The 26,664-nt window shown below is 55.0% G+C and carries 19 protein-coding genes; 15 read left to right on the forward strand and 4 right to left on the reverse strand.

Annotation, left to right across the window (positions count from 1 at the left end; all coding sequences use genetic code 11):
- Nucleotides 1–88: 88 nt before the first annotated feature.
- From ACRER8_RS24775 to ACRER8_RS24845, 15 genes are all read left to right on the forward strand, one after another.
- Nucleotides 89–958, forward strand: coding sequence for an oxygenase MpaB family protein (locus ACRER8_RS24775; RefSeq protein WP_431748807.1), 870 nt, complete (start codon nucleotides 89–91; stop codon nucleotides 956–958).
- A 540-nt stretch (nucleotides 959–1,498) separates the two neighbouring features.
- Nucleotides 1,499–2,677 (forward strand): acetyl-CoA C-acetyltransferase, encoded by a 1,179-nt coding sequence (locus ACRER8_RS24780; RefSeq protein WP_431748808.1) that lies wholly within the window; start codon nucleotides 1,499–1,501, stop codon nucleotides 2,675–2,677.
- Between the two features lie 343 nt (nucleotides 2,678–3,020).
- Entirely contained in the window at nucleotides 3,021–4,037 is a 1,017-nt protein-coding gene (locus ACRER8_RS24785; RefSeq protein WP_431748809.1) for a class I SAM-dependent rRNA methyltransferase, read from the forward strand.
- Nucleotides 4,038–4,149: 112 nt separating this feature from the next.
- Nucleotides 4,150–7,113 (forward strand): DUF748 domain-containing protein, encoded by a 2,964-nt coding sequence (locus ACRER8_RS24790; RefSeq protein ID WP_431748810.1) that lies wholly within the window; start codon nucleotides 4,150–4,152, stop codon nucleotides 7,111–7,113.
- A 6-nt stretch (nucleotides 7,114–7,119) separates the two neighbouring features.
- Nucleotides 7,120–7,431, forward strand: coding sequence for a DUF2845 domain-containing protein (locus tag ACRER8_RS24795; protein WP_431748811.1), 312 nt, complete (start codon nucleotides 7,120–7,122; stop codon nucleotides 7,429–7,431).
- 247 nt (nucleotides 7,432–7,678) lie between these two features.
- A complete protein-coding gene (locus tag ACRER8_RS24800; protein WP_431748812.1) occupies nucleotides 7,679–8,644 on the forward strand; it encodes a glycosyltransferase family 2 protein in 966 nt (321 codons plus the stop codon).
- 355 nt (nucleotides 8,645–8,999) lie between these two features.
- Complete coding sequence (gene rfbC, locus ACRER8_RS24805) at nucleotides 9,000–9,545, forward strand: dTDP-4-dehydrorhamnose 3,5-epimerase (protein ID WP_431748813.1); 546 nt, start codon at nucleotides 9,000–9,002, stop codon at nucleotides 9,543–9,545.
- Nucleotides 9,545–10,372, forward strand: a complete 828-nt coding sequence (locus ACRER8_RS24810; protein WP_431748814.1) for an ABC transporter permease — start codon at nucleotides 9,545–9,547, stop codon at nucleotides 10,370–10,372. Before rfbC ends, ACRER8_RS24810 begins: the two co-directional genes overlap by 1 nt.
- Nucleotides 10,362–11,726, forward strand: a complete 1,365-nt coding sequence (locus ACRER8_RS24815) for an ABC transporter ATP-binding protein (protein WP_431748815.1) — start codon at nucleotides 10,362–10,364, stop codon at nucleotides 11,724–11,726. Before ACRER8_RS24810 ends, ACRER8_RS24815 begins: the two co-directional genes overlap by 11 nt.
- A complete protein-coding gene (locus tag ACRER8_RS24820; RefSeq protein WP_431748816.1) occupies nucleotides 11,719–15,981 on the forward strand; it encodes a glycosyltransferase in 4,263 nt (1,420 codons plus the stop codon). The genes ACRER8_RS24815 and ACRER8_RS24820 overlap by 8 nt, the downstream gene beginning before the upstream one ends.
- A gap of 56 nt (nucleotides 15,982–16,037) precedes the next feature.
- On the forward strand, nucleotides 16,038–17,918 hold the full coding sequence (locus tag ACRER8_RS24825) for a glycosyltransferase family 39 protein (RefSeq protein ID WP_431748817.1): 1,881 nt from the start codon (nucleotides 16,038–16,040) through the stop codon (nucleotides 17,916–17,918).
- Nucleotides 17,919–17,928: 10 nt separating this feature from the next.
- Nucleotides 17,929–19,032, forward strand: coding sequence for a DegT/DnrJ/EryC1/StrS family aminotransferase (locus ACRER8_RS24830; RefSeq protein WP_431748818.1), 1,104 nt, complete (start codon nucleotides 17,929–17,931; stop codon nucleotides 19,030–19,032).
- The gene (locus tag ACRER8_RS24835) at nucleotides 19,029–19,979 is read left to right on the forward strand and encodes a glycosyltransferase family 2 protein (RefSeq protein ID WP_431748819.1); all 951 of its coding nucleotides are present in this window, start codon (nucleotides 19,029–19,031) and stop codon (nucleotides 19,977–19,979) included. Before ACRER8_RS24830 ends, ACRER8_RS24835 begins: the two co-directional genes overlap by 4 nt.
- Nucleotides 19,966–20,916: a WxcM-like domain-containing protein gene (locus tag ACRER8_RS24840; protein ID WP_431748820.1), complete on the forward strand. Its 951-nt coding sequence runs from the start codon at nucleotides 19,966–19,968 to the stop codon at nucleotides 20,914–20,916. The genes ACRER8_RS24835 and ACRER8_RS24840 overlap by 14 nt, the downstream gene beginning before the upstream one ends.
- Before the next feature lie 13 nt (nucleotides 20,917–20,929).
- Nucleotides 20,930–21,334: a GtrA family protein gene (locus ACRER8_RS24845; RefSeq protein WP_431748821.1), complete on the forward strand. Its 405-nt coding sequence runs from the start codon at nucleotides 20,930–20,932 to the stop codon at nucleotides 21,332–21,334.
- Between the two features lie 283 nt (nucleotides 21,335–21,617).
- Here ACRER8_RS24845 and rfbA read toward each other — a convergent pair whose 3' ends face one another.
- The 4 genes from rfbA to ACRER8_RS24865 form a co-directional block, all read right to left on the reverse strand.
- Nucleotides 21,618–22,523, reverse strand: coding sequence for a glucose-1-phosphate thymidylyltransferase RfbA (gene rfbA / locus ACRER8_RS24850; RefSeq protein WP_431748822.1), 906 nt, complete (start codon nucleotides 22,521–22,523; stop codon nucleotides 21,618–21,620).
- Complete coding sequence (gene rfbD, locus ACRER8_RS24855; protein ID WP_431748823.1) at nucleotides 22,520–23,425, reverse strand: dTDP-4-dehydrorhamnose reductase; 906 nt, start codon at nucleotides 23,423–23,425, stop codon at nucleotides 22,520–22,522. The genes rfbA and rfbD overlap by 4 nt, the downstream gene beginning before the upstream one ends.
- Nucleotides 23,422–24,498, reverse strand: coding sequence for a dTDP-glucose 4,6-dehydratase (rfbB, locus tag ACRER8_RS24860; protein WP_431748857.1), 1,077 nt, complete (start codon nucleotides 24,496–24,498; stop codon nucleotides 23,422–23,424). Before rfbB ends, rfbD begins: the two co-directional genes overlap by 4 nt.
- A 406-nt stretch (nucleotides 24,499–24,904) precedes the next feature.
- Nucleotides 24,905–26,584 carry a methyl-accepting chemotaxis protein gene (locus tag ACRER8_RS24865; RefSeq protein WP_431748824.1) on the reverse strand — a complete coding sequence of 560 codons (1,680 nt, stop codon included), beginning with the start codon at nucleotides 26,582–26,584 and terminating at the stop codon, nucleotides 24,905–24,907.
- Nucleotides 26,585–26,664: the final 80 nt, after the last annotated feature.

Raw genomic sequence — 26,664 nt, forward strand, 5'->3', positions numbered from 1 at the left:
CCATCAATGTGCCTGACACGATGAGTTCGCCAGCAAGCCGGCTCCTACACGTGTACAGCGCGCAGTCAGCCCACTCATTTGGACACCCATGGAATTCATCCGTACACGCATCGAAACCCAAGTCATGAGCATGACCGGTCTGGCCCTTGGGCAGCTGGATATGGAGAACCCCAAGGGCGATCCTGGACTGTTCGGGCCGAAGGCGGTGTGCTGGCAGGTGCATGGCGACTTTCCCAGCATGCTCATTGGCGGGATCTGCGCGCTGATGCTGCAGATGCTCCATCCGCGTGTGCTGGCCGGCGTCTGGGATCACTCGAACTTTCGCGAAGACATGCTCGGCCGACTGCGACGCACGGGCCAGTTCATTTCCGGCACGACTTTCGGCTCGACCCACGACGCCAACTGGCTGATCGACAAGGTGCGCCACATTCATTCGAAGGTCAGCGGCGTCGCGCCGGACGGCAGCAGCTACACCGCTGATGATCCTGAGTTGCTGACCTGGGTGCATGTCGCTGAAGTCAGCAGCTTCATGGCCGCGCATCTGCGTTATCTCAATCCTGAGCTGTCGCGCGAGGATCAGGACCGGTATTACGCCGAAACCGCCATCGTCGCCGCGCGTCTTGGTGCGCGTGACATCCCCTGCTCAGCGGCTGAAATTGACGACTATTTGCAGCGAATGCGTGCGCAATTGCTGTGTGATGAGCGTACGCGGGAGGTGCATCGTATTCTGCGTAGCGCCCCGGCGCCGAGCCGTCTGGCCAAACCGATGGGCAATCTGATGATGCAGGCCGGGATCGAGCTGCTGCCTGAGTGGGCCAGCGGGATGTTCGATATTCGGATGACGAACTTCAGGCGCTCAATGATTCGCCGCGGGGTGAACCGCACCGCGCCGATTTTGCGCTGGGCCGTGCGCAATGCATCGGTGCATCGGGCCAGACGGAGGATGGGGATTGCCTGAATCTCGCTGTGGGAGCGAATTTATTCGCCAGAGGCCAGTACAGCCGATACGAATCCGTCGCCCATGCCGTCGTCTCGCGAATGAATTCGCTCTTATAGGGTTCGCTGCTCTGCTCTCTTAGGTCCAACACAATTCCTCTGTGGGAGCGAATTTGTTCGCGAGAGGCCAGTACAACCAATACGAATCCGTCGCCCGTGCCGTCGTCTCGCGAATGAATTCGCTCTTATAGGTTTCGCTGCTCTGCTCTCTTAGGTCCAACACAATTCCTCTATGGGAGCGAATTTATTCGCCAGAGGCCAGTACAGCCAATACGAATCCGTCGCCCATACCGTCGTCTCGCGAATGAATTCGCTCCCATAGGGTCAGTGTCGTTCTTATAGAGTCGGCGCTGCGCCTGCATGCAAAACGACAAAGGGCTTAAATTACCACCGTCATTCATGCCACCATGTGCGCCCTTGATTCTGCTACCCCGGACCTACGCCCTCTTCATCTTCTGACCCGGTCCCGGCGCGCAAACCAAAAAAAGTGAGGATTCGTACCATGCAAGACGTCGTAATCGTTGCCGCTACCCGCACCGCGGTCGGCAGTTTCCAGGGTTCGCTGGCGAATATTCCTGCTGTCGATCTCGGCGCTGCGGTTATCCGCCAACTGCTGGCGCAGACCGGTCTGGACCCTGCACAGGTGGACGAAGTGATCATGGGACAAGTGCTCACCGCCGGGGCGGGGCAGAATCCTGCGCGTCAGGCGTCGATCAAGGCCGGGCTGCCATTCGCTGTGCCTGCGATGACCTTGAACAAGGTCTGCGGCTCGGGTCTCAAGGCGCTGCATCTGGGCACTCAGGCGATCCGCTGCGGCGACGCCGAGGTGATCATTGCTGGCGGCCAGGAAAGCATGAGCCTGGCGAATTACGTGCTGCCGGGCGCGCGCACCGGTCTGCGTATGGGCAACGCGACCATGGTCGACACCATGATCAGTGACGGCCTATGGGATTCCTTCAACGATTACCACATGGGCATCACCGCCGAGAACTTGTCGGAAAAGTACGAGATCAGCCGTGAAGCGCAGGATGCCTTTGCTGCCGCCTCCCAACAGAAAGCCAGCGCGGCCATCGAAGCCGGGCGCTTCGCCGACGAAATTACCCCGATCCTGATTCCACAGCGCAAAGGCGATCCGATTTCCTTCGCCACTGACGAGCAGCCGCGGGCAGGCACCACTGCCGAATCGCTCGCCAAGCTCAAGCCTGCGTTCAAGAAAGACGGCACCGTGACGGCCGGTAACGCGTCGTCGCTGAACGACGGCGCGGCGGCGGTGATTCTGATGAGCGCCAAGAAGGCCGAGGAACTGGGCTTGCCGGTGCTGGCGCGCATCGCGGCCTACGCCAACGCAGGTGTCGACCCGGCGATCATGGGCATCGGCCCGGTCAGCGCGACACGTCGTTGCCTGGACAAGGCTGGCTGGTCGCTGGACGATCTGGACCTGATCGAAGCCAACGAAGCCTTCGCCGCGCAATCGCTATCGGTGGCAAAAGACCTGGGTTGGGACATGGCGAAGGTCAACGTCAACGGCGGCGCCATCGCCATCGGACACCCGATCGGCGCATCGGGCTGCCGCGTGCTGGTGACCCTGCTACACGAAATGATCAAGCGCGACGCGAAGAAAGGCCTGGCAACTCTGTGCATTGGCGGCGGCCAAGGTGTGGCGCTGGCGTTGGCGCGGTAATTTCCCCTACGCCTTGATCGTTCCCACGCTCCGCGTGGTAACGGAGGCCCAGGACGCTCTGCGTTTGCTGATGATGACGCGGAGCATCACGGGCAACATTCCCATGCGAAGCGTGGGAACGATAAAAATACAGGCGGCATGCCACGCGCGTGGAAAACGATCGTGATTGTTCCGACGCTCCGCGTGGCAACGGAGCCCAGGACGCTCTGCATCTGATATTGATGACGCAGAGCGGGGAACGATCAAAGGCTGCGCCCGGCGCAACGTCTGGAACCACCATCACACCGCCTCCTACCTTACTGATAAACTCGCACGCCTTTATTCCTGCCCCAAGGCGCCGAGCATGTCTTCCTTGAATCAGGCGCTCAGCGTCGCCCTCGACAATCGCCAATCCCTGCTAGCCGAACTGCACGCCCAAGGCACGGATTGTTATCGCCTGTTCCACGGTAGTCAGGAAGGCGCGAGCGGTTTGACCGTCGACCGCTACGGTCCGCAACTTCTGGTACAAAGTTTCCACAGCAGCCTTGACCGCGACGCGCTGCTGGCTCTGCACGCCGCCATCAACGCACGCCTAGGCCTTGATCTGATGCTGGTTTACAACGACCGATCCCACGGCAATTCCCGGATTGATCGCACCGACGCCGTCTATAAAGCCGACGAAGCCGCGCTGCAAGATCTGATCGGCCACGAATGGGGCCTGAACTACCGGGTTCGCGGACGTCATGCCGGGCAGGACCCGTTGCTGTTTCTCGACCTGCGCAATGCGCGCGGCTGGGTTAAGGACCATGCCAAGGGCAAAAGCGTGCTCAACCTGTTCGCCTATACCTGCGGCGTTGGCCTTAGCGCCGCAGCAGGCGGTGCGCGCGAGGTGTGTAATCTGGATTTCGCCGAAGGCAACCTCGCGGTGGGCCGTGAAAACGGCGAACTGAACCGGCAACTGCCACAAATGCAGTTCATCCAGTCCGACTATTTCCCGGCAATTCGCCAATTGGCGGGTCTGCCCATTGCCTCCCGCCGCGGCCAGAAACTTCCGAGCTACGCGCGCCTCGACCAGCGTCAGTTCGATCTGGTTCTGCTCGATCCACCCGCCTGGGCCAAGAGCGCGTTCGGCACTGTCGATTTGCTGCGCGACTATCAAAGCCTACTGAAGCCGGCGCTGCTGACCACTGCCGAAGATGGCGTGCTGATCTGCTGCAACAACCTGGCAAAGGTCAGCATGGATGACTGGCGCGATCAGGTATTGCGTTGCGCGAGCAAGATCGGCCGGCCTGTTCGCGACTGTCAGGTGCTCACACCCGGTGCCGACTTTCCGTCGATGGACCAGCAGCCCCCGCTCAAGACCTTGATCTTGCAACTTTGATCACGCACCGGCTGCAAGGAAGTTTCCTACAAGCATTAAGGCGAGCGACTTCGGAACCAGATTGACGTGCCATACTCAAAGGCACCTCACAACGAGAGAGTTGGCGACCTACATGCCCAAAGGATTGAAACGCGCCATCGGCGCCTTGCTGGCCGTCTTCGCAATTTACAGCTTGCTTGGATTCCTAATCCTGCCGGGCATTGCGCTGCGTGTGATCAACCAACAGCTGGCAAATTACGCCACGGTTCCGGCAAAACTCGACCGTCTCGAACTCAATCCCTACAGTCTGAAAGTGACGCTGTGGGGCCTGAACATCGGCGCACCTGGCAAGGAGCAGATCGCTTTCGAACGGCTTTACGCCAATCTGCAGATCGACAGCCTGTGGACCAAAGCCCTGCATCTTGAGTCGGTGGAGTTGAACAAGCCCAAGACCGAGCTGCTGTTTTCCAAGGACGGCAAGCTCAACCTGGCCGGGCTGTTCAAGCTGCCACCGAGCGAGCCGGCCAAGCCTGACGAACCGCCTAGCAAACCGTTCCCGCTGCGTATCGACGAAATCAAACTCGCTGACGGTTATGTGCACTTCCAGGATTTACGCCCCAGCGAGCCGATCGAGTTTCTCTACGACACACTTAATTTCGAGCTGAAAAACCTCAGCACACTCCCCGAAGACAACGCCGACATGACATTGGTGGCGGCAGGCCCGGAAGGCGGCCAGATCGACTGGGTTGGGCGCATCAGTCTCGTGCCGATCACCTCCGAAGGCACCCTGAAAGTCACTGACGGCAAGATGAAAGTCTGGTGGCCCTATGTGCGCGACGCCCTGCCGTTGGTGCTCAAGGATGGCGTGCTCAACCTCAATACCCATTACAAACTGAATCTGGCAAAAGAAACCGAACTGTTGCTGGACAACACGTCCCTCAAGGTCGCGCCCTTCGCCATCGACGCGCCGGATGGTCGACCCCTGGTGCGCCTGAACAATCTCGAAGTCAGCGAGACGTCCATCGACCTTGCCAAGCAGTTGGTTACTGTAGGAAAGATCCGCAGTCAAGGTTTGGAAACCTGGGCCGCTCGCGAAGCCGATGGCGAGCTGGACTGGCAGAAATTGTTCGCCAGTCAGCCATCCAAATCCGAACAGAAAAAAGCCGACGTCGAGAAACAGCAACCCGCCACCGCATCCGGTGCTGAAGCCAATGCAAGCAAAGAGTCGGCAGCGCCGAGCAAGCCTTGGCAGGTCCTGCTGCGTGATACCCAGCTACGCGATTACCGGGTACATCTAGCGGACAAGGTGCCCAAAGAACCTGTGGCGCTGGAGGTCGGCCCGCTCAATCTGGACCTGACCCACTTCGACAGCCTCAACAAGTCGCCTTTCAATCTCAAGCTCGACACCGGCTTGGGCAAGCAGGGCAAGCTGACGGCCGAAGGCGAGGTCAATCTTGCGCCGGTGAGCGCCAAACTCAATGTCACCACTCGCGACATCGACCTGCGTATGGCTCAGTCCTACGTCACGCCGTTCATTCGCCTGGAAGTGCGCAGCGGGATGCTCAACACCGACCTCGCTGTTGACCTGAAGAGCACCGAGCCACTGGCACTGGGCATCACCGGCAAGGCCCAGGTCGATCAGTTGCACACGCTCGACACGCTCAAATCGCGGGACTTCGTGAAATGGCAGCGGTTGAATGTCGACGGCCTGAACTTCCAGCTCGGCGACAGTCTTAGCATCGCCACCATCAATATCGACCAGCCCTACGCACGCTTCATCATCGCGAACGACCGCACCACCAACATTGATGACTTGCTGATACCGCAGCCAGCGGAGGGCGATTCTGCTGCGTCCAAAACAACCCCCAAAGCGAAAGCCGCCGCCGACAAACCGATGGGTATTCGTATCGGTGAAGTGAACATCAATAACGGCTCGGCCAACTTCGCGGACTTCAGCCTTACGCCCAACTTCGCAACGGCCGTGCAGCAACTCAACGGCAAGATAGGCACGCTGGACAATCGTCAGGACAAACCCGCCCCTGTGAATATTCAGGGCAAGGTCGATCGCTATGCGCCGGTCACCATCAAGGGCGCGCTCAATCCGTTCAACCCATTGGCCAGCCTGGACATCGCCACCAGTTTCCGCCGTGTCGAACTAACGACGCTGACTCCCTATTCCGGCAAGTTCGCCGGTTATCGCATTCGCAAGGGTCGGTTGAATCTGGACCTGCATTACCTGATCACCAAAGGCCAGTTGAAGGCTGAAAACAAGGTAGTGGTCGAGCAACTGCAGTTGGGTGAGAAGGTCGACAGCCCGGACGCCGTCAACCTGCCGTTAAAGCTGGCGATTGCCCTGCTCAAAGACGTCGATGGCAAGATTTCCATCGAGCTGCCCGTGACCGGCGATTTGAACAATCCGCAATTCAGCGTCATGCCGATTGTCTGGCAGACGTTGCGCAATCTGGTGGTCAGGGCCGCGGCTGCGCCGTTCAAGTTCATCGGTGGTTTGATCAGCGGCGGTGGCTCGGAAGATCTGGGCACTGTCGCATTCGCGCCGGGTTCGGATGACTTGAGCGGCGAGGCACAGGCCTCGCTGAACAAGCTGGCCGCAGCATTGAAAGAACGCCCTGCCCTGCGCCTGGAGATCGAAGGCACCAGCGCCGAAGCCAGCGACGGGCCGCTGATTGCCCAGCAACGGCTTGAACGCGAATACCAGAGCACCTACTACAAGATCCTCCAGCGTCGCGGCGACAAGGTCCCGGCTCAGGCAAGTGATCTGAAAGTGCCCGATGACGAAAAACCACCGATGCTCGAAGGAATTTACCGCACCCGCCTCAAGCAGCAACCACCAGCCGAATGGGTCGATCTGGGCAAAGAAGAACGCCAGAACAAGCTGCGCGAGGCGGTGCTCAAATCCTGGAGCTCCAGCGAGCTGTTGCTGCGTCAGTTGGGTCAGGCACGCGCCGGAAGTATCAAGGACTATCTGGTGGACAAAGGGCAATTAGCGGATGATCGCGTGTATTTCGTTGACGCGTCGCTCGGCCAACCGGAGAAAGACGGCCGCGTCATCAGCCCCCTGCATCTGGACAGCGAGTAACGACTTTTGAAGAGTGTATTCACCAGGACCGTAGCCATTCTCAGTCTGGCAGCGTTGAGTGGCCTGGTTCAGGCAGATACCTTGCGTTGCGGCAGTCAATTGATCAGCGTCGGCGACCGGATGTTCGAAGTGCAGCAGAAATGCGGCCAGCCGGTCAGCCAGGACATCGTCGGTTACAAGGAAACCGTCAATCATTTCCGGCAGGTCGATCAGGTCCAGGTTCAGGAATGGATCTACGGCCCGAACAGCGGGATGTATCAATACCTGAGGTTCGAAGGTGGGCGGTTGGTGCGGATTGATAGTAGGCGCGGAAACTGACACGAGCTCAGCTCCCGCCTATCACCCTAATCTATGGGGGTGAGCTTGTTCACCAAGGTGAAATCCAGAAGGTAAATCAGTGCTAAATGTACGCGCCTTTCGCGAGCGGGCTCGTCCCCGAGGCCCCTGAAACAATCTCAGAGCTGACGGAACTAGGCACAAGGCGTAAAATGGCACCTTTTGATAAGCGAAGAACTGCTTGAAATCCCGACTTACGGAAAAGGATGAGGGTAACGGCCTAAGCCCCATGACAGCCCAAAGCCTTCGAGAGACTGAAGCTTCGAGTGATTGCAGCGTCGATGTCGCAATAATGATGTGCACCTATAACGGTGCCGCTTACTTGGAGGAACAACTCGAATCATTTAATGGCCAATCCTTCGGGAATTGGACGCTGTACGTATCTGACGACGCATCCACTGATGCGACGCGTGACATTCTGGCCGATTATCAGCAGCGCTGGGGCGAGGAGCGGCTGAGGATATTCGACGGACCGCGCCAAGGCTTCGGAAAGAATTTCATCTCACTACTCAAGCGACCTGAAGTCCAGGCACGCTACTATGCGTTTAGCGATCAAGACGACGTATGGTTTACCGACAAGCTGGAGCGGGGCATTGATCGCCTTGAGCTGTTGACGAAAGAGACTCCAGCGATTTACGGCTCCAGGACACGCTTGACCGATGCCGTTGGCAACATCATTGGTTTCTCCCCCTTGTTTTCTCGACCGCCTTCCTTCCAGAACGCACTGGTTCAGAGCCTTGCAGGCGCCAACACCATGCTGATCAATCAGGCGGCTCGCGAAGTACTACTTCAGCTGCCAGATGATGCTGCTGTAGTTGCACATGACTGGCTAGCCTACATTCTGGTAACAGCCTGCGGGGGAGAGGCTGTCTACGACCCAGAACCGACGTTGGATTACCGTCAGCATGGCGGCAATCTCATCGGCGCAAACACGAGCTTCAAAGATCGTGTTACCCGCTTTCGAAAGATGCTTTCTGGCCGATTTGTCGAGTGGAATGATACAAACCTGCGGATTTTGAAGGTGATGACTCCCCTATTGACTCACGAAAGCCGAATTACCATCGGGCATTTTGAAGTTGGCCGTCGATCAGGCCTGCGAGGGCGACTCTGTGAGCTTCGTAAATCAGGGATTTATCGCCAAACAATCGAAGGCAATCTAAGTCTGTTCTTGGCAGCCTGCCTCGGACGGATCTGATCTGATCTGTGGCCTAGCGCATCTTCTAGTGATTAAAAAAGGATCGGTAGCGTGGGTCCGCTTTTCGCATACACCGCCCCGCGTATGACAACTCGGCCGCAGAATGCCCTCAGGGTTGGCTTATGTTAACGTGCAGGCCTTTATTTTCGCCCCCCCCGTGCCATGTGCAGGGAACAGTGGGAGCACCTTTATTTAAAAAAACGTTGCCAGTGAGAGCTCAGCGTTCCACGTCGCTGGATATCGGCGCCGCAAAAATAACTGCAGCACCAAACATTTTATGGGCCGGCCTTTTCGCAGAGGCCTTTCCAGCCGCCGCCATCGTCGGCAGTGGTCTGCATCTCGGAGAACCTGATAGATGAACGCAATACCCCTCGCCATCCCGGACGTTATCGTCTTCGAACCTAAAGTTTTCGGTGACGATCGGGGCTTTTTCTTTGAAAGCTTCAACCAGAAAGTCTTCAAAGAAGTGGTAGGCGGCTCAGCAGAGTTTGTTCAGGACAACCACTCCCGTTCTATCAAAGGCGTTTTGCGAGGCCTGCACTATCAAATCCAGCAGGCGCAAGGAAAGCTGGTCCGTGTAACTCATGGCGAAGTGTTCGATGTAGCCGTCGACTTGAGGAAAAGCTCCGACACGTTCGGCAAATGGGTCGGCATACGCCTCAGCGCCGAGAATAAAAAACAGCTGTGGATACCGCAAGGTTTTGCCCACGGCTTCGTCGTGCTGTCAGAAAGCGCCGAATTCTTATACAAAACAACTGACTACTGGGCGCCTGAACACGAGCGTAGCCTGGCTTGGAATGACCCGACTATCGCGATCGAATGGCCACTCAGCGAGCCACCTACCCTGTCCAGCAAGGATCAGAAAGCGGTTAGATTCGAAGATGCCGAGGTGTTCGCGTAGTGAATCCTCATTTATCTCCAGCTGCAGGCCCTTTGCGACTGGCAGCGAGCCTATGGAAGAACCGATCGTTAATTTCTCAAATGACTAAACGTGAAGTCATAGGCCGCTATCGCGGTTCGGTGATGGGACTCGCCTGGTCCTTCTTCAACCCAATCCTGATGCTTGCTGTTTATACCTTCGTTTTTTCCGAGATATTCAGTGCCCGCTGGGTAGGCGTCGATACTGGCAAAGGTGGCTTCGCTATCCTCCTGTTCGTAGGCATGATCGTGCACGGGCTTTTCGCGGAGTGTGCAAATCGGGCTCCCTCGCTGGTCATGAGCAACAGCAACTACGTCAAGAAAGTCGTGTTTCCGCTAGAGATTCTGCCCATCATCACCTTGGGTTCCGCTCTGTTCCACAGTTGCATCAGCCTGGTGGTCCTGCTAATCGCCCAAGTACTCATTGCGCACACGATGTATTGGACCGCCTTGCTGTTTCCTCTGATCCTGATGCCGCTCATTCTTGGCACTCTGGGCATTACCTGGTTCCTCGCATCGCTTGGCGTGTACCTGCGAGACGTCGGGCACGTGATTACCGTACTGACCACAGTACTACTATTTCTGTCACCGGTTCTTTATCCAGTGGCAGCCCTGCCTGAGGTCTACCGGCCATGGCTGCAAATGAACCCGCTTACATACATCATTGAAGAAAGCCGAAGCGTTTTGCTATTCGGAAATATGCCGCAGTGGGGCAGCCTCGGGATCGCCGTCCTGATTGGCCTGCTGGTCGCAGCACTGGGTTTCTGGTTTTTCCAAAAGACGCGTAAAGGATTCGCTGATGTCATCTGATAATCCGGTAATCAGCGTTAAAAACGTCTCGAAGTGCTTCTACACCTATGACAAGCCACACGATCGCCTGAAGCAGGCTTTTGTCCCAAGACTCCAGCGCCTGTTTGGTAAGCAAGCTACGACATATGGCAGGGAGTTCTGGGCGTTGCGTGACATCAGTTTCGATGTCAACAAAGGCGAAACGGTGGGTATTGTCGGGCGAAACGGCTCAGGCAAATCGACGTTACTTCAGATTATCTGCGGAACGCTGAACCCTACGCTGGGAGAAATCGAGACCCGAGGTCGCGTTGCCGCGCTGCTTGAGCTGGGCTCAGGTTTCAACCCCGAGTTCACGGGTCGGGAGAACGTCTATTTGAATGCCGCGGTGCTCGGCCTGACGCGGGATGAAGTCAATGATCGATTCGATGCGATCGCCGGGTTCGCCGATATCGGAGAGTTCCTGGATCAACCGGTCAAGGCCTACTCCAGTGGCATGGCTGTGCGCTTGGCGTTTGCAGTTCAAGCCCAAGTTGATCCGGAAATCCTTGTTGTCGACGAGGCACTTTCGGTAGGTGACGCTCGCTTCCAGGCTAAATGCTTCGAGCGCCTGCGCCAGCTGAAGGAAAACGGGACCAGCATCCTTTTGGTCACTCATTCCAGCGAGCAAGTTGTCACTCATTGCTCGCGCGCTATTTTGCTGGAACAAAGCAGGCTCGAGATGATTGGGGAGTCCCGCCCCGTCATCAACCGCTACACCGATCTGCTGTTCGGCCGAGACAAAAGCGCGACGACAGCAAAGAGCCTGGACCTCGCCGAAGCAGAGCGACTTGAGGCCGAACCTGCCGAGATAGACAAAATAACGTTGTGTTTTGACGCGGATGTCTATGCCAGCCGAATGGGTTACAACCCCCATGAATACCGCTGGGGTGATCAAGGCGCCACGTTACTTGACTTCCACATGAGCGCTTCGGGGCGAGAGTTCCCAAACAGCGTCGAGTCAGGAGAAGAGATCACTCTGACTCTGGCGATCAGCTTCAACAGGATGATCGTCAACCCTATCATCGGCTTTACGATCAAGACAAAGGAAGGCGTCACGGTTTACGGCACCAACTCCTACATGCTCGATTGCGACGGTGTAAGCCAGATCGGCCAGGCTGGCAGTCAGGCCAAGGCCTATTTAAAGTTCAAGAACTCACTCGCGACGGGGGACTACTTCATCTCCATCGGTATCGCCTCACGAGAGGGTGAAGAGATCGTCCCCCATGACAGACGTTATGATTCGATTCATTTCGTCGTAGAACCCACTCCGAAGCTCCTGGGTTTGATAGACCTTGGCGCCACCATGGAAATTGATCCGGTAAATGTTAATGCTTGAGCTCGACAAATATGGGTATACCCACGATGCAGAAACGGAGGTTTGGGTGCGTCCGGACTTCGCGGGCATCGCCTACAGCGACGGCGATAACGCGGAAAATGAGCTGGCTGAAATCATCCGGAACGCACAGGACGTATCGGTCCTGTCCGCCGAGCTACCGCAGTACTGCACTGACTGGGCAAAGCTCTATCACCTGAGCCCGAGTCGCGGAAATCTCTTTCGTCCGTTTGAGCATCTGCTCAAGGGGAAGTCTGTTCTTGAAATCGGTGCGGGTTGCGGCGCAATTAGCCGTTACCTCGGCGAAGTAGGCGCCGAGGTACTGTCCCTTGAAGGCAGCCCGCGCCGGGCCGCAATTGCCGCGAGCCGCAGCCGCGATCTGGACAACGTCACGGTACTGGCTGAGCGATTTGACGACTTCAAGATTGAGCAGCAGTTTGACGTTGTTACACTGATTGGCGTGCTTGAGTACGCCAGCATGTTCAGTGCTGACCCAGACCCAGCGTATGGAATGCTCAAGCGTATTCGCCAACTACTAAAACCCGATGGCCACTTGTTTATTGCCATTGAAAACCAGTTGGGTCTGAAATACTTCGCCGGTGCGCCAGAGGATCATCTAGGCATCGCCATGTATGGCATTGAAGGCCGCTATAGCCATGGTCAACCCAAAACCTTTGGCAAGAACGAACTGGAACAGCTTATTGCTCGCGCCGGGTTTGCCTCGTCAAACTTCCTGTCGCCGTATCCGGACTACAAGCTGCCTAACTCGCTAATCACCGAAAAAGGCTTCAATTGTTCCGACTTTGACGCAGCCGCCCTGGCATGGCAAAACACGCGCAAAGATCCTCAACTGCCAGCCCGCACCCATTTCAGCCTGGAAATGGCATGGCCAGTAGTGATCAACAACCATCTGGGCATGGAGCTAGCTAACTCTTTCCTGGTCGTAGCCACTGCTGCTCGCGAACAGATTATCTCGGAAGACGTACTTGCGTACCATTACAGCACCGGTCGCAAGGCGGAATATTGCAAAGAAGCCGTATTTGTTAAGACGTCAAACGGGATAGAGGTTCGATCGGCCAGGTTAGCTGGCGTGTCAGCGGCCGAGAATACTGTCAATTCCATCGGTGAAACCTTCAAGCATATTCTTTCGATGCGGCAAAATTACGCTGCCGGACGGGTGCTGAGCGCCGAGTTTCTAGAGGCGTCCCTCACCGAAAACTGGACGGTTGAAACCTTCATCCCCTTTTTCAAACGTTATCTGAACAGCCTCCAGCAACTCCTTGCCCTTGAAGGAGCGCCTACCGACGTTGATCGGTTAAGCCGCGTCCTGCCTGCGCGCTATCTTGACGCAGTGCCGCAGAACATTATTCTCGACCCCTCCGGCAACCCGCAGCTCATTGACATCGAATGGGAAATGATCGGAGGCGTTGAGCTAGGCCACCTTTTGATGCGCGGCCTGCTTTTGCTTATGGCCACCGCAACCCCCTTTAGCGCGAGCACCACGGCAATCAGCCGGAAGGATTTCATCACTCGGTTGCTGGCTAGCGCTGAACTGGCGATCAATGAGCAGGATCTCGAGCGCTACATGCAAGCTGAGGCATTTTTTCAGGAAAAGGTGTCCGGCCGCGATGCAAAAACTTTCCTGAACTGGTCGCCTGATGCCACGATCCCTATCGCCGGAAAACGTGGCGAGAAAGCGCCGAGGCTGGCGACCCTCTACTTCAGCGAAGAAGACGGCAGTTTTTCAGAGCGCCGCTCAGTGAGCCAACTCGCACGGGACGGCGAGCAGACGCTGGTCTTTGACATTCCTGCGCACCTGCCAGCAAAAGAAATCCGATTTGACCCGGTGAATGACTGCCAATCGTTTTCTATTAGCGCGATGAAACTGTATTCAGGAAAGGATCTGATATGGACATGGCAGGATTGTGCCAGCGCTCCCCTTAAGGCTATCGGGGCAATCACCATCGGGCGCCACGGAAGGAGCAGCGTCTCCATTGCTGTCCACGATGACCCATGGGTAATCATTCCCTACGAATTCTCCGCAGATACCAAGCGTTCTCAGTTGGCATTGCAGATTTCTTTTGCGCTGCTGACGGAGCTTGATGTGGCGCGCCTAATGGAAGAAGAATTCCAACGTCGCCTCGAAGATTCAACGCTTCAACTTCTGGAAAAAGATACGCAGATCCGCGATCTGAATGGGCAACTGCTGGACAAAGATACTCATATCCACAATTCGAATCTGCAGCTCGTGGACAAAGATACCCATATCCATAACTTGAACCTGCACATCATCGCTATGTATTCATCCACCAGCTGGAAACTATCTGCGCCGTTACGACGTTTCGCACGCGTCGCCCGACGAGCGAGACTGGCTTATGGGCTACTGCGCTCCATCATCCGAAGAGGCGGTGGCCTCGCCAGTACAGCAAAAAAAGCCCGTGCCGTATGGCAAGTTCACGGGCTCGCGGGCGTCATAGCACGTGCTCGCTGGGCCAACGGCGCAACCAATGATGCGTTCCCCGGCAAAGAAACCCGTGAAGTCATTGACCGTCATGACTACCAGAAGTGGGTCGAGTATTACGACACGTTATCCGAAACTTTGAGCCAGGCGATCACCGAAGAGATAACCACATGGGAAAAAAATCCGGTTATCTCCATCATTATGCCTGTGTATAACCCGCCGTTAGATTTGCTGCGCGAAGCGGTAGAAAGCGTGAGCGAACAGCTATACCCACATTGGGAACTATGTTTGGCGGACGATGCGTCTACGAAACTAGAAGTCATTGAATACCTTAGTTCGCTTGAAGCTCAAGACAAGCGCATCAAGGTGGTTTTCAGGAAGGAAAACGGCCATATCTCTCATGCGAGCAATTCGGCATTGAAGATCGCCAGCGGACAGTACGTTGCCCTCATGGATAACGACGACTTAATACCGAAGCACGCATTGTACTGGGTGGCTCGTACCATTAGGGATAATCCCAATGCCGGTATCATTTATTCCGACGAGGACAAAATTGATGCAAAGGGCATTCGAAGCTCGCCCTACTTCAAGTCCGACTGGAACGAATTCCTGTTTCGCTCACAAAACATGGTTTGCCACCTGGGCGTTTATCGTCGCGATCTAGTCGATGAAGTTGGTCAATTCAGAGCTGGATTCGAAGGGGCTCAGGACTACGACCTTGCCCTGCGCTGCGTCGACAAGCTTGAGCGCAATCAGATCATCCACATTCCCCGCGTCCTGTATCACTGGCGGATCCACCCTGGCAGCACGGCTATGGCCGGAGATGAAAAGCCTTATGCTGCCCTTGCCGGGGTCAAAGCTCTGGACGAACACTTGGAACGCAAAGGCAATATTGGTGCGACCGAATTGTTACCCATGGGCATGTATCGCGTGCATTACAACCTGCCAGAGTTTCTGCCACTCGTCACGTTGGTCATCCCAACCCGGAATGCCCATGCCCTGGTTAGGCAGTGCATCGACAGTATCAAGAAACTCACGACCTATCCCCGGTACGAAATCATTCTTGTAGACAATGGCTCGGACGAACCCGAATCGCTGAACTACTTCGCTGAGATTGGTCGAGAAGACAACGTCCGCGTATTGCGCGATGACGGGCCGTTCAACTACTCCGCCTTGAACAATAATGCGGTGAAACTCGCCAATGGCGAGCTGATCGGCCTTATTAATAACGACATAGAGGTCGTTACGCCGGGCTGGCTTGAAGAGATGGTATCAATCGCCCTACAACCCAAGGTAGGCGCGGTGGGCGCAAGATTGTGGTACCCAGACGATCGCCTGCAGCATGGCGGTGTAGTCGTTGGTGTAGGCGGCGTGGCGGGCCACTCACATAAATACCTTCCCAAAGGTGATTACGGCTACTTCTGCCGCGCCGCGTTGACCCAAGAGTTTTCCGCGGTCACTGCTGCGTGCCTGGTCATCAAAAAATCTATTTTCGAAGAAGTGAACGGACTGGACGAGGTAAACTTGAAGATCGCATTCAACGACGTCGACTTCTGTCTACGAGTCCAAGAAGCGGGCTACCTGAATGTCTGGACGCCTTTTGCCGAGCTGTACCATCATGAGTCCGCAACTCGAGGTCTTGAAGACACCCCCCAAAAGAAAGAGCGTTTCTCCAAAGAAGTGCTTTATGTGCAGTCGCGCTGGCCGCGGCTGCGTGATGACTATACGTACAATCCCAACCTTACATTAGATCATGAGGACTTTGGACTGGCTTGGCCGCCAAGGATTCAGAATTGAAAGGATGCTTGGTCAAGCCAACAGAGCAAAAGATACAATTCTAAAGGGACGGCGTTGTGCTTAACTCGAAAAAAACGGAAAACTACGGCTTATCCAGCAATGGCTATCAATGGTTACTGGCAGTTGTCTATTTGGCTGTAGTCGCGCTCTGGTCGGCGGGAATCGCATTCAATGACGCTCCAGATGAGTCTACTCATTTTTACCTGCTGGAATACCTTAACGCGTATCACGCTCTGCCAGCCCCGACCGAGCCCAGTCAAGCGTTTACCGGTTCAATTTCAGGTCATACCTGGCAACCGGGAGACTTCTGGTATCACGGCTTGCCTTTTCCTCATGTTTTAGGCGCAATTATCAGCTTACATAGCTTGAGCTGGCTGTTTCCAAGCGACCTGGCATACCTCGCCGCTCGGTCTTTTAACTGGATTTTAGCGGGTGTGTTCATTTGCGCGCTCTTTCGCATTTGCCGTACCGCAGGTATGTCAAATAGAATGGCAGCGCTGGGTGCAGCTATCGTTTGCGCCATTCCACAAGTCACTTTTGTCTTTTCCTACTTCAATAGTGACGCTTATGGGTTGGTTAGCGTCGCCTTGCTACTAAGCTCGCTACTTGGTTTCTTGAAAAGACAATCCGAGAAAAACGCGGCATTTTTGGGCGCCGCGTTGGGATTAATGTTCCTCGCCAAGTTATACCTATGGCCCGCTCTTGTATTTGTGCTTCTAATGCTTGCAGTTAACCAGTATCTGGAAAAGAGCATCTCTTGGAAGCGCGCCACAATATTGATTTTCACAGCTCTGGTCGTATCGACGCCGATGCTTCTGGTGACCTATACCACATATAACGAAATTTCAGGTATATCCGGGCAGATCGACTTCGTTGCTATGCATAAGTCTAATCCGGCGGCCGGGTACGGTACTTGCTACCTGAGGTGTGCTGATCAATTAATCAATCTACAAAACTTTGAATCCTGGATCACGCTCACATTGATGAGCTATTTCTCAACGACTGGATGGATGAACATATTCATTCCAGCAGTATACTATCTGATAGCCGCAGTGCTTTTCACGCTGCTACTGATAATCGCCACAGTGAAAACCATGTTTTCTTTCTCGGAAAACATCCGGCAGGTTTTCTTTCTGAAAAGACTGCTTCCTCTTATCATGATGTTAGGTCTGTTCCCTTCTATCATCGTACTTAGCCTGCTTGCGTCGCAGAACTCACTACCTCAGCCGCAGGGACGCTATCTTTTCGTAACCATACCATTCATAGCTCTACTAATAGCCGTGGCAACGTCGCGAAATGTGTTCGACGCCGACTCGACGAAGGGTCCAGAATCCCTGCAATCAAGCAATATTTCTCTAGCCGCTTTAACGGCAACCTTGATGTTTATGACTTGGACAAACGCCGTCTCTTGGCGCACTAACACGCTTACGTCCTCTAACTTTCCGAATTCGGCGATTGGTCAAGGTGCTATCAGCGCCTTGGAAAAAAGCGGCGTGCAGATAAATTCGGTGCCATCCACCCTTGGTGCCGAGCATTTTGCTGAGCGTCTATCGATAAAGGATAACGTTTTCTATCTGAAAGCCCTGCAGCCCACTTTTATTGGGGCAACAGGAAGCATCGATGATGCTAGGAAAACATCGGACGGCTTCTATTTGAGAGGTTGGAGCCTCCTCGAGCAGGCCAATGGTACCGCGCAGTACGTCATTGCTGTTGAAGCTGGAAAAGTCGTTGGGGCGCTTAAAATTGAACGCAAGCGGCCAGATGTCGCAGCGGCGCTGAACACGAAGTCGGCGCTTTTCAGTGGCTACGAAGGCTTTATTAATACTGCGTCGCTGTCCGACCGCTGCGGTATGAAGCTCTACACAGTCAGTTCAACCCTAGAAATTTTTGCGATGCCTGATGTGTGTCCTCTCCTCAGTCATTCATCTCACCAGTAACGGAGTCATTATGAACAACATCCCTCTCTTCTCCGCGGCGAAGGCAAATGCGGGACTTGACTTCACGGCATCAATAAAAGCGGTATTGGACAGTCACTGGTACGTTCTGGGCACCGAGGTTACGCGGTTCGAGGAGGAATTTGCCTCATATGTAGGCGTCGATCACTGCATTAGCGTTGCCAACGGATCTGATGCTCTCGAATTGGCACTCCGGGGGTTGGGCGTAGTCTCTGGTGACCGGGTTGCTACCGTTGCGAACGCGGGCTTCTACGGCAGTACAGCAATTCACGCCGTAGGGGCGACGCCGGTCTATGCTGATGTCGATCCGGTTACTTTAACTTTGTGTAAAGAATCGCTGTCCGCGGTGATCGCTGCGACACAGCCAGCGGTGATTATCATTACACACCTCTACGGCCAACTCGCCAATGTCGAAGAGATCGTGCAATTGGCGTCCGAAGCTGGCATTCCGGTGCTTGAGGACTGCGCTCAATCCCACGGAGCTCGACGCAATGGAAAGCAGGCCGGAAGCTTCGGCACCATAGGATGTTTCAGCTTCTATCCCACCAAAAATCTGGGTGCGCTTGGCGATGGCGGAGCAGTGGTGACCAGCGATGAGAAGCTTGCGACCCGTGTCCGCCAACTTCGGCAATACGGTTGGGAAAAAAAATATCAGGTCGCTCTCCCAGGCGGTAGAAACAGCCGTCTGGACGAAATCCAAGCGGCGATACTTCGTATCAAACTGCCCCTCCTGGACCGCTGGAACGAGCAGCGCCGGTCGATTGCGCAGCGTTACAATGCAGCGTTTGCCAAGCTGGACCTCGATCTACCTCCTTCGGTCGCCGAAGATTATGTAGCCCACCTTTATGTAGTGCGTGTTAAAGATCGAGCCGGATTCGCTGCTGCGCTAAAGGATAAGATGATCAGCACCGATATTCATTATCCAATCGCAGATCACAGGCAGGCAGCGTATGAAGCAGAGCAACAGTACGCTCTGCCCATCACTGAATACGCGTGCAAAACAGTCATTTCGTTGCCTTGCTTCCCAGGCCTTGGCGATGAAGAGGTCAACCGGGTCATCGACGCCGTGACGGCCTATTTTCTTAAGGAGATATGACTTTGCTTACGTTGGTCATCCCCGTTTATCGCAATGAAAGCAATCTGCCTGACTTACTCATAGCCGTGGGAAAACTAGATCAGAAGCTGGACGGTGAGCTGGAGGTGGTCTTTGTGGTAGACGGCAGCCCTGACCGTTCCTATGAAATTCTCAGGGAACAATTGCCCGTTCGCCCCCTCAGGTCAAAGCTGATTCTGCTGTCAAAAAACTTTGGCTCCTTCATGGCGATCCGCACGGGCTTGAAACATGGTAGTGGTGATCGATTTGCAGTCATGGCAGCGGATCTCCAGGAGCCACCTGAACTCGTCCTTGAGATGAACCAGGTGCTGCTGCGTCTCGACACCGACGTAGTCGTCGGCGTTCGTGAAGGACGCCAGGACCCGTGGGCCACCCGGACCGCATCAAGAATATTCTGGGGCCTCTATCGTCGTTATGTGATACCGGAAATCCCGCCTGGCGGAGTAGACATGTTCGCCTGTAACAAAGCTTTCAGGGACACATTGCTCACATTGGACGAGCGACACAGCTCGCTGATTGCACAAATTTTCTGGCTGGGTTACCGCCGAGAGGTCGTTACTTACTCCCGTCAGGAACGGGTCCACGGAACGTCGGCTTGGACACTGCGCAAAAAAGTCAACTATCTGATGGACAGTGTCTTCTCTTTCACTGACTTGCCGATCAGACTGCTCACCCGGGTCGGCGCCCTTGGATCGGCGTTGGCTGTTCTATTTGGGATGTTCACGGTGATTGCCAAACTGAACGGCATGATTGAAGTGCCGGGCTACGCGATGATCATGCTTGCGATCACCTTCTTAGGATGCCTGAACCTTCTAGGGCTAGGTATCGTGGGTTCATACGCATGGCGCACTTACGAGAATACAAAAAATCGGCCATTGGCAATACCAATGCGGGTAGAAGATTTTGGAGGTAGCCATGAGCAACACTAGGAATTTTTTCGTCCATAGCCATGCGCTTTGTGAATCAGCGAATATTGGTAAGGACACCCGAGTCTGGGCGTTCGCCCATATATTACCGGGAGCGATATTGGGCAGTGAATGCAATGTTTGCGATAACGTGTTTATCGAGAACGATGTAATCATTGGTGATCGAGTAACAATAAAATGTGGTGTACAAGTCTGGGATGGCATCACCATCGAAGATGACGTTTTTATTGGCCCGAATGCGACATTCACTAATGACCTGTTTCCACGCAGCAAGGTATACCCGCAAACCTTCGCGTGGACAATCATTCGAAAAGGGGCTTCGTTGGGTGCAAACTGTACCATCCTTCCTGGGTTGACCATTGGCATCAACGCGATGATCGGGGCCGGCGCGGTCGTGACCCGGTCTATTCCGCCGAATGCAATCGTTGTAGGCAATCCAGCTAAGATTATCGGCTATGTTGATGCAAAACCAGCGACGGTCGGTACTGAGCCGCAACAAAACCTCGGCCAAGAGGGGGTAATTGGAACATCGGTTCACGGCGTAACGCTGCACGGGATGAAAGAAGTGGCCGACATTCGCGGGAGTCTATCTGCAGGGGAATTTGAACGCTCTGTTCCATTCAAGTGCGAACGGTACTTTCTCGTCTACGATGTTCCTACAGCTGAAACCCGAGGCGAACACGCACATCGGGTCTGCCACCAGTTCCTCGTCGCGGTCAAAGGCTCTGTTCATGTCGTAGCAGACGATGGAGTGAATCGCGAAGAATTTGTACTGGATAGTCCAAATAAAGGCATCCACCTGCCGCCGATGACTTGGGGAATTCAATATCGCTATTCGCAGGATGCGGTACTTATGGTGTTTGCCTCGCACTACTACGATGCGGACGACTACATTCGTAACTACGACGAATTCAAGTCGCTCGTGAAAAGTGTCGACTAAGGCCCAGCAAACGATGATAGACGTCTCAAAATTATCAAAACTGCATCTTGGCCGATTCCTGATATCAGGCGGCTTTAATACCGCCCTGACTTACGGAATATATCTAGTCTTACTCACGTTCCTCACCTATAGAATCAGTTACACCATTTCATACCTAGCAGGAATTGTTCTCGCTTATGGTTTAAATAGATTTTTCGTTTTCAAAAGCCATCGCGGTTTAAAATCAGCCCTAATGTTACCACTCATTTACGCATTACAATATTTTCTAAGTTTGACAATTCTATGGTGGTGGGTTGAAAAAGTGCAATGGGATGATCGGATAGCCCCTTTAGCGGCCATTGCGATTACTTTGCCGATTACCTTCATGCTTTCGAAAATGGCGTTCTCAGAAAAAAGAACAGACGAAAGTAACGTTTAATCGCATTGGGCTAATCTTCATTTTGGTATTGCTTAAACCACCTAACCACGATCAATAGCGGAACGAACGTATGAGACCTTATAAAAACTGAACATGTTGCGAAACTACGCTCTGACGAGCGTGACGCAGTTCCGGCAATGTCGGCGCGCTCAGATCAGAGCGCTAACCTGACATTAGCCTGACCGAGAATAGAGAGCGCTGTTCTTTATCAACTTACACGATGTAGCCAAGCAGCAGCGCCGCGACATTGAAAAATCAGCGGACGCGCTGCTATAGCCTTATGTCAAAGAGCAGAAACTTCTACGTCGCCATGCTCCAACAGCCTTTTCAAGTACTGCCCATACCCAGTTTTTTTCAACTTATCCGCTTGAGCGCCAACCTGTTCCGCTGTTATCCAACCATTGGTATACGCAATCTCTTCAAGACAAGCCACTTTCCAACCCTGGCGCTGCTCAATGGTATGCACGAACTGGCTCGCCTCCAACAGCGACTCGTGTGTCCCAGTGTCCAACCAGGCAAACCCTCGGCCGAGCATTTGAACCGTCAGGCTTCTCTGTTCCAAGTACCTGCGGTTGACATCGGTGATTTCTAGTTCGCCCCGTTCAGATGGCTTGATAGCCTTGGCAATTTCAACAACCTGATTGTCATAGAAATAGAGACCGGTCACTGCGTAGCTCGATTTGGGGATAGCTGGTTTTTCTTCGATGCTCAGGGCGCGACCGGTTTCGTCAAACTCGACGACTCCAAAGCGTTCGGGGTCGCGGACGTGGTACCCAAACACCGTCGCGCCCTCGGTTTGTTCATTGGCAGCGCGAAGATTATCCGAGAAGTGCTGGCCATAAAAAATATTGTCACCCAGGATCAGGCAGCAAGGGTCTTTGCCGATGAACTCTTCGCCGATGATGAACGCCTGGGCGAGGCCGTCCGGGTTTGGCTGTTCTGCGTAAGTCAACTCGACACCATAATGGCTGCCGTCGCCCAGTAGTTTTTGAAAGCACGGAAGGTCTTCAGGCGTGGAGATGACTAGAATTTCGCGCATGCCGGCCAGCATCAGCACCGACAGCGGATAAAAAATCATTGGTTTGTCGTAAATCGGGAGCATCTGCTTCGAAACCCCCAGCGTTAGGGGGTGCAGACGCGTCCCGGAACCGCCGGCCAGAATAATTCCCTTACGGTTGGTCATGTTCATGTGTTCAGGGCTTCCATAAGCATTCGGGTTACACCACTTTGCCAATCAGGCAAGTGTAGAGAGAAAGAGTCACGTAGCTTTTCCGTCGCAAGGCGAGAATTCAACGGACGGCTGGCGGGTGTAGGGTATTCGGTGGTCGCGACAGGGTTGATCGTCTTTACGGCCAGCAGTTCACCCTTGGATTGAGCGAAGTCGATAACGTAAGTGGCGTAGGCATGCCATGACGTTTCCCCCGCTGGCGCCAAATGGTAAATACCACAAAGCTCGGGGTTGATCAGCGCTTGTTGCAACGCGGCCACTGCGGTATCCGCCAGGAGATCGGCGCCAGTGGGCACCCCAATCTGATCTGCAATCACATTGAGAGTAGTCCGATCCTTGGCGAGCCGCAGCATGGTCTTCGCAAAGTTATTACCTCTTGCAGCGTAAACCCAACTGGTGCGAAAGATCAGGTGCTTGCACCCAGCTGCTACGATCAGTTGCTCGCCTTCCAGCTTGGTGGCGCCGTAGTAATTGACTGGAGAGACTGCGTCGCTTTCCTTCCAGGCATTTGTGCCAGTGCCGTCGAAGACATAGTCGGTTGAGTAATGCACAAGTATCGCGTCAAGACGCTTCGCCTCCTCAGCCATTACCTGACTCGCCATGGCGTTGACTATATGAGCGAGCTCGCGCTCGGTCTCGGCCTTGTCCACGGCTGTATACGCGGCGGCATTGACAATGACATTCGGCGCGACGCTATGGATGGCCTCGCGAAGCCCGACAAGGTCCGATAGATCACCGACGAGTGTGCCGTAAGCGGTTGAAACCGGATGCCGATCAAGGGCGATGACTTCGCCCAGCACGCTAAGCGCGCGTTGCAACTCCCATCCAACCTGACCATTCTTACCGAGTAGAAGAATCTTCATGCCTTGTCGGCACGTGCTGCATAGTTCGTATCGATCCACTGCTGGTAGCTGCCGCTCTTCACACGGGCAACCCATTCAGGATTTGCCAGGTACCACTGCACGGTTTTGCGAATGCCCGACTCGAACGTCTCTTCCGGTACCCAGCCCAGTTCGCGCTGGATCTTGCTTGCATCGATCGCATAACGCAGGTCGTGGCCCGGGCGGTCCTCGACATAGGTCAGCAAGTCGACATGGGGCCTATGCGCGGAGTCAGGCCGCAGCTCGTCGAGCAAGGCACATACGGTGCGAACCACTTCGATGTTCTGCTTCTCGTTGTGGCCGCCGATGTTATAAGTCTCGCCTACTTCGCCTGCGGTCACGACCTTGTAGAGCGCACGGGCATGGTCTTCTACAAACAGCCAGTCGCGGATCTGGTCACCTTTGCCATAGATCGGCAGTGGTTTGCCCTCCAGCGCAGTGAGAATCACCAGCGGAATCAGCTTCTCGGGGAAGTGAAACGGGCCGTAGTTGTTTGAGCAGTTAGTGACGAGGGTTGGCAGGCCGTAGGTACGAGCCCAAGCCCGCACAAGGTGATCGGAACTGGCCTTGCTCGCGGAGTACGGAGAGCTTGGTTGGTATGGAGTGGTTTCAGTAAACAGGTCTTCCGGCCCCTCCAGGTCACCATAGACTTCGTCGGTTGAGATATGGTGGAAACGGAACGCGGACCTGCGCGCCTCGTCGAGTGTCGACCAATAGCTGCGCGCGGCTTCCAGCAACATGTAGGTGCCGAAGATGTTGGTCTGGATGAATTCGGACGGACCGCTGATAGAGCGATCGACGTGGGATTCGGCAGCCAGGTGCATTACTGCATCAGGCTGGTGCTCGCGGAACACGCGATCGAGCTGTTCGCGATTGCAGATATCGACATGCTCGAACGCGTAACGCTCGCTCTGATCAATTGTCTGCAGAGACTCGAGGTTGCCCGCATAAGTGAGCTTGTCTAAATTGACGACCGAGTCATCGGTATTGGAAATGATGTGACGTACTACAGCTGAACCAATGAAGCCAGCACCGCCTGTAACTAAAATCTTCACTAACTTTTTTACCTTGAAGGTCTGATAGAGCGCCAAGGCTTCGCCCTATCCATGGGTACGGCGGCCGGTCGCAAAACCGGTCGCCAGACATCGCTCGCCTTGCACCATCCGAAACCGAGGCAATATCAAGCGGCGAAACGGAGGCCGACTTTACATCGAAAATCCGTCGTTCCATAAAGAAAATTGTTACCTCTAGACCCTGCATCAGGCTTGATTGTCCTTCAACCGGTGCGGCGGGAAAGCAATGCAAGTGGCGTCCTCGAATGCATGCGAAGGACCGACCGCTGAAAATTCGGTGGTCGTACCCGCCTCTTCGTGAAGAACCTTATCCCTTGGTGGCTTATTGACCGTCGAGTCAAGCGCTTACCTTGGATCGGCACCCGCGACGATGGGGGCCACCGATGATTCAAATCCTGAACTGCTTCACCAACCCACCCAGTCGATTCCCTAATTCCGTCAGGCTACGCGCGGTGTGGGCGCCGCTGTGGGCGTCGTCGGCAACGGTGTCCACGGCTTGGGCGATCTGGGTGATGCTGCGGCTGATCTCTTCGGCGACAGCAGTCTGCTCTTCGGCAGCGCTGGCGATCTGCGCGTTCATGTCATTGATGGTTTCGATCAACTGCCCGATGGCGTCCAATGACGTGCCCGCCTCGTTCGCCAGTTCACCGGTGGTCTTGCCGGTATCGCTGGAACGAGTCATCGCCACCACCGCTTCCTGAGCGCCGCGCTGCAGTGAACTGATCATGTCATGGATTTCCTGGGTGCTTTGCTGCGTGCGACTGGCCAGGGCACGAACCTCGTCGGCCACCACCGCAAACCCACGACCAGCATCCCCTGCCCGCGCCGCCTCGATGGCCGCGTTGAGTGCCAGCAAATTGGTCTGCTCGGCGACCGAACGAATCACGTCCACGACCGTGGCGATGTTCTGTACGTCCTGACGCAGATGGTCGAGCGACGAGCTGCTCTCGCCGATTTCACCGATCAGCGCGTGAATGCTGTCGATGCTTTTGTTCACCACGGTTTTCGCATCCAGCCCCACGTCGCTGGTCTTGCGTGCTGCTTGCGAAGCGCCTTGAGCACTGATCGACACCTGATGCGCTGCCGAGGACATCTCGTGAATGGCGGTCGCGACCTGATCGGTCTCCTGACGCTGGCGGCCCATCGCTTGCTCGGACCGTTGCGCCTGGGTGGACATGTCATTAACCAGACCGTTGAGCTGCCCGGTCATTTCAGCGATCTGCCGCACCAGGCCGTGGATCTTCTCGACGAACAGATTGAAGGATTTGGCCAGTGCGCCCAATTCGTCATTGCTGGTTTCAGGCAGACGGCGGGTCAGGTCACCGTCACCGGCGGCGATGTCGTCCAGGTTCTGCTTGATCACCAGCACCGGTTTGACCAGCCCGTTGCCGAGGAACACCGCTATCAGCGCGACGATGATCAGCAGCACAGCGACGATGGCCACGATCAGCGCCGCCGAGGAGCTGATGCGGTTCTGCGTGGTGGCGGCCACGGCTTCGACTTGCTGGTCGATGTCGTCCAGATTGGCCTGGGTGCCGAATGCCAGATCCCACTTCTGCAGGTAGTTGGTGTAGCCCAGTTTCGGGATCGGCTTGTCGCTGCCGGGCGTCGGCCAGTCATAGCGGAAGAAATGGGTGCCGTCTTTGGCTTTATCCACCAGCCCACGAATCACGAAAACGCCATTGGCATCCTTGGCGTCGGAGAAGTTCTTGCCGATGTCCAGATCCTTGTTGGCCCAGAACACACGCACGTATTGCGAGTTGTAGCCGAAGAAGTAACTGGCTTTGTCGTATTGCAAGCCCTTGAGCACTTGCAGCGCCCGATCACGGGCTTCCATATCGCCCGGTGCGGAGGCGTCGTAGATCGGCTTGATCGCCGCTTCGCCGATCTGCTGGTAGTTCTTCAGCGACAGTTTGCGCTCGTCAAGCAGCAGCGCCCGGGTCTGTTCGACTTCCTGAGCCGCCAGCTTTTGCAGGACGAGCCAGGTGCTGCAACTGATAACCGCTGCCAGTAACAGGCTTGGAATGATGGCAAGGAGAATGACCTTGCGGCGTAGGTTCAACGTCACGACGATTTCCTTGTATGCAGGAAGGATCATTTTGTCGTTAAAAATGATCGGCAGTTGTTGTAGATCGGTGGTCCGTGAAC

Source organism: Pseudomonas sp., from assembly GCF_050739935.1.
Classification (GTDB): domain Bacteria; phylum Pseudomonadota; class Gammaproteobacteria; order Pseudomonadales; family Pseudomonadaceae; genus Aquipseudomonas.

What these genes read in the sequence shown, in the direction of transcription:
- ACRER8_RS24845 (WP_431748821.1), top strand. Translation starts at nt 20,930, where the DNA reads ATGATAGACGTCTCAAAATTATCAAAACTGCATCTTGGCCGATTCCTG.
- ACRER8_RS24830 (WP_431748818.1), top strand. Translation starts at nt 17,929, where the DNA reads ATGAACAACATCCCTCTCTTCTCCGCGGCGAAGGCAAATGCGGGACTT.
- ACRER8_RS24835 (WP_431748819.1), top strand. Translation starts at nt 19,029, where the DNA reads ATGACTTTGCTTACGTTGGTCATCCCCGTTTATCGCAATGAAAGCAAT.
- rfbD (WP_431748823.1), bottom strand. Translation starts at nt 23,425, where the DNA reads ATGAAGATTCTTCTACTCGGTAAGAATGGTCAGGTTGGATGGGAGTTG.
- ACRER8_RS24820 (WP_431748816.1), top strand. Translation starts at nt 11,719, where the DNA reads ATGCTTGAGCTCGACAAATATGGGTATACCCACGATGCAGAAACGGAG.
- ACRER8_RS24815 (WP_431748815.1), top strand. Translation starts at nt 10,362, where the DNA reads ATGTCATCTGATAATCCGGTAATCAGCGTTAAAAACGTCTCGAAGTGC.
- rfbA (WP_431748822.1), bottom strand. Translation starts at nt 22,523, where the DNA reads ATGAACATGACCAACCGTAAGGGAATTATTCTGGCCGGCGGTTCCGGG.
- ACRER8_RS24775 (WP_431748807.1), top strand. Translation starts at nt 89, where the DNA reads ATGGAATTCATCCGTACACGCATCGAAACCCAAGTCATGAGCATGACC.
- ACRER8_RS24800 (WP_431748812.1), top strand. Translation starts at nt 7,679, where the DNA reads ATGACAGCCCAAAGCCTTCGAGAGACTGAAGCTTCGAGTGATTGCAGC.
- ACRER8_RS24785 (WP_431748809.1), top strand. Translation starts at nt 3,021, where the DNA reads ATGTCTTCCTTGAATCAGGCGCTCAGCGTCGCCCTCGACAATCGCCAA.
- ACRER8_RS24840 (WP_431748820.1), top strand. Translation starts at nt 19,966, where the DNA reads ATGAGCAACACTAGGAATTTTTTCGTCCATAGCCATGCGCTTTGTGAA.
- rfbC (WP_431748813.1), top strand. Translation starts at nt 9,000, where the DNA reads ATGAACGCAATACCCCTCGCCATCCCGGACGTTATCGTCTTCGAACCT.
- ACRER8_RS24780 (WP_431748808.1), top strand. Translation starts at nt 1,499, where the DNA reads ATGCAAGACGTCGTAATCGTTGCCGCTACCCGCACCGCGGTCGGCAGT.
- ACRER8_RS24790 (WP_431748810.1), top strand. Translation starts at nt 4,150, where the DNA reads ATGCCCAAAGGATTGAAACGCGCCATCGGCGCCTTGCTGGCCGTCTTC.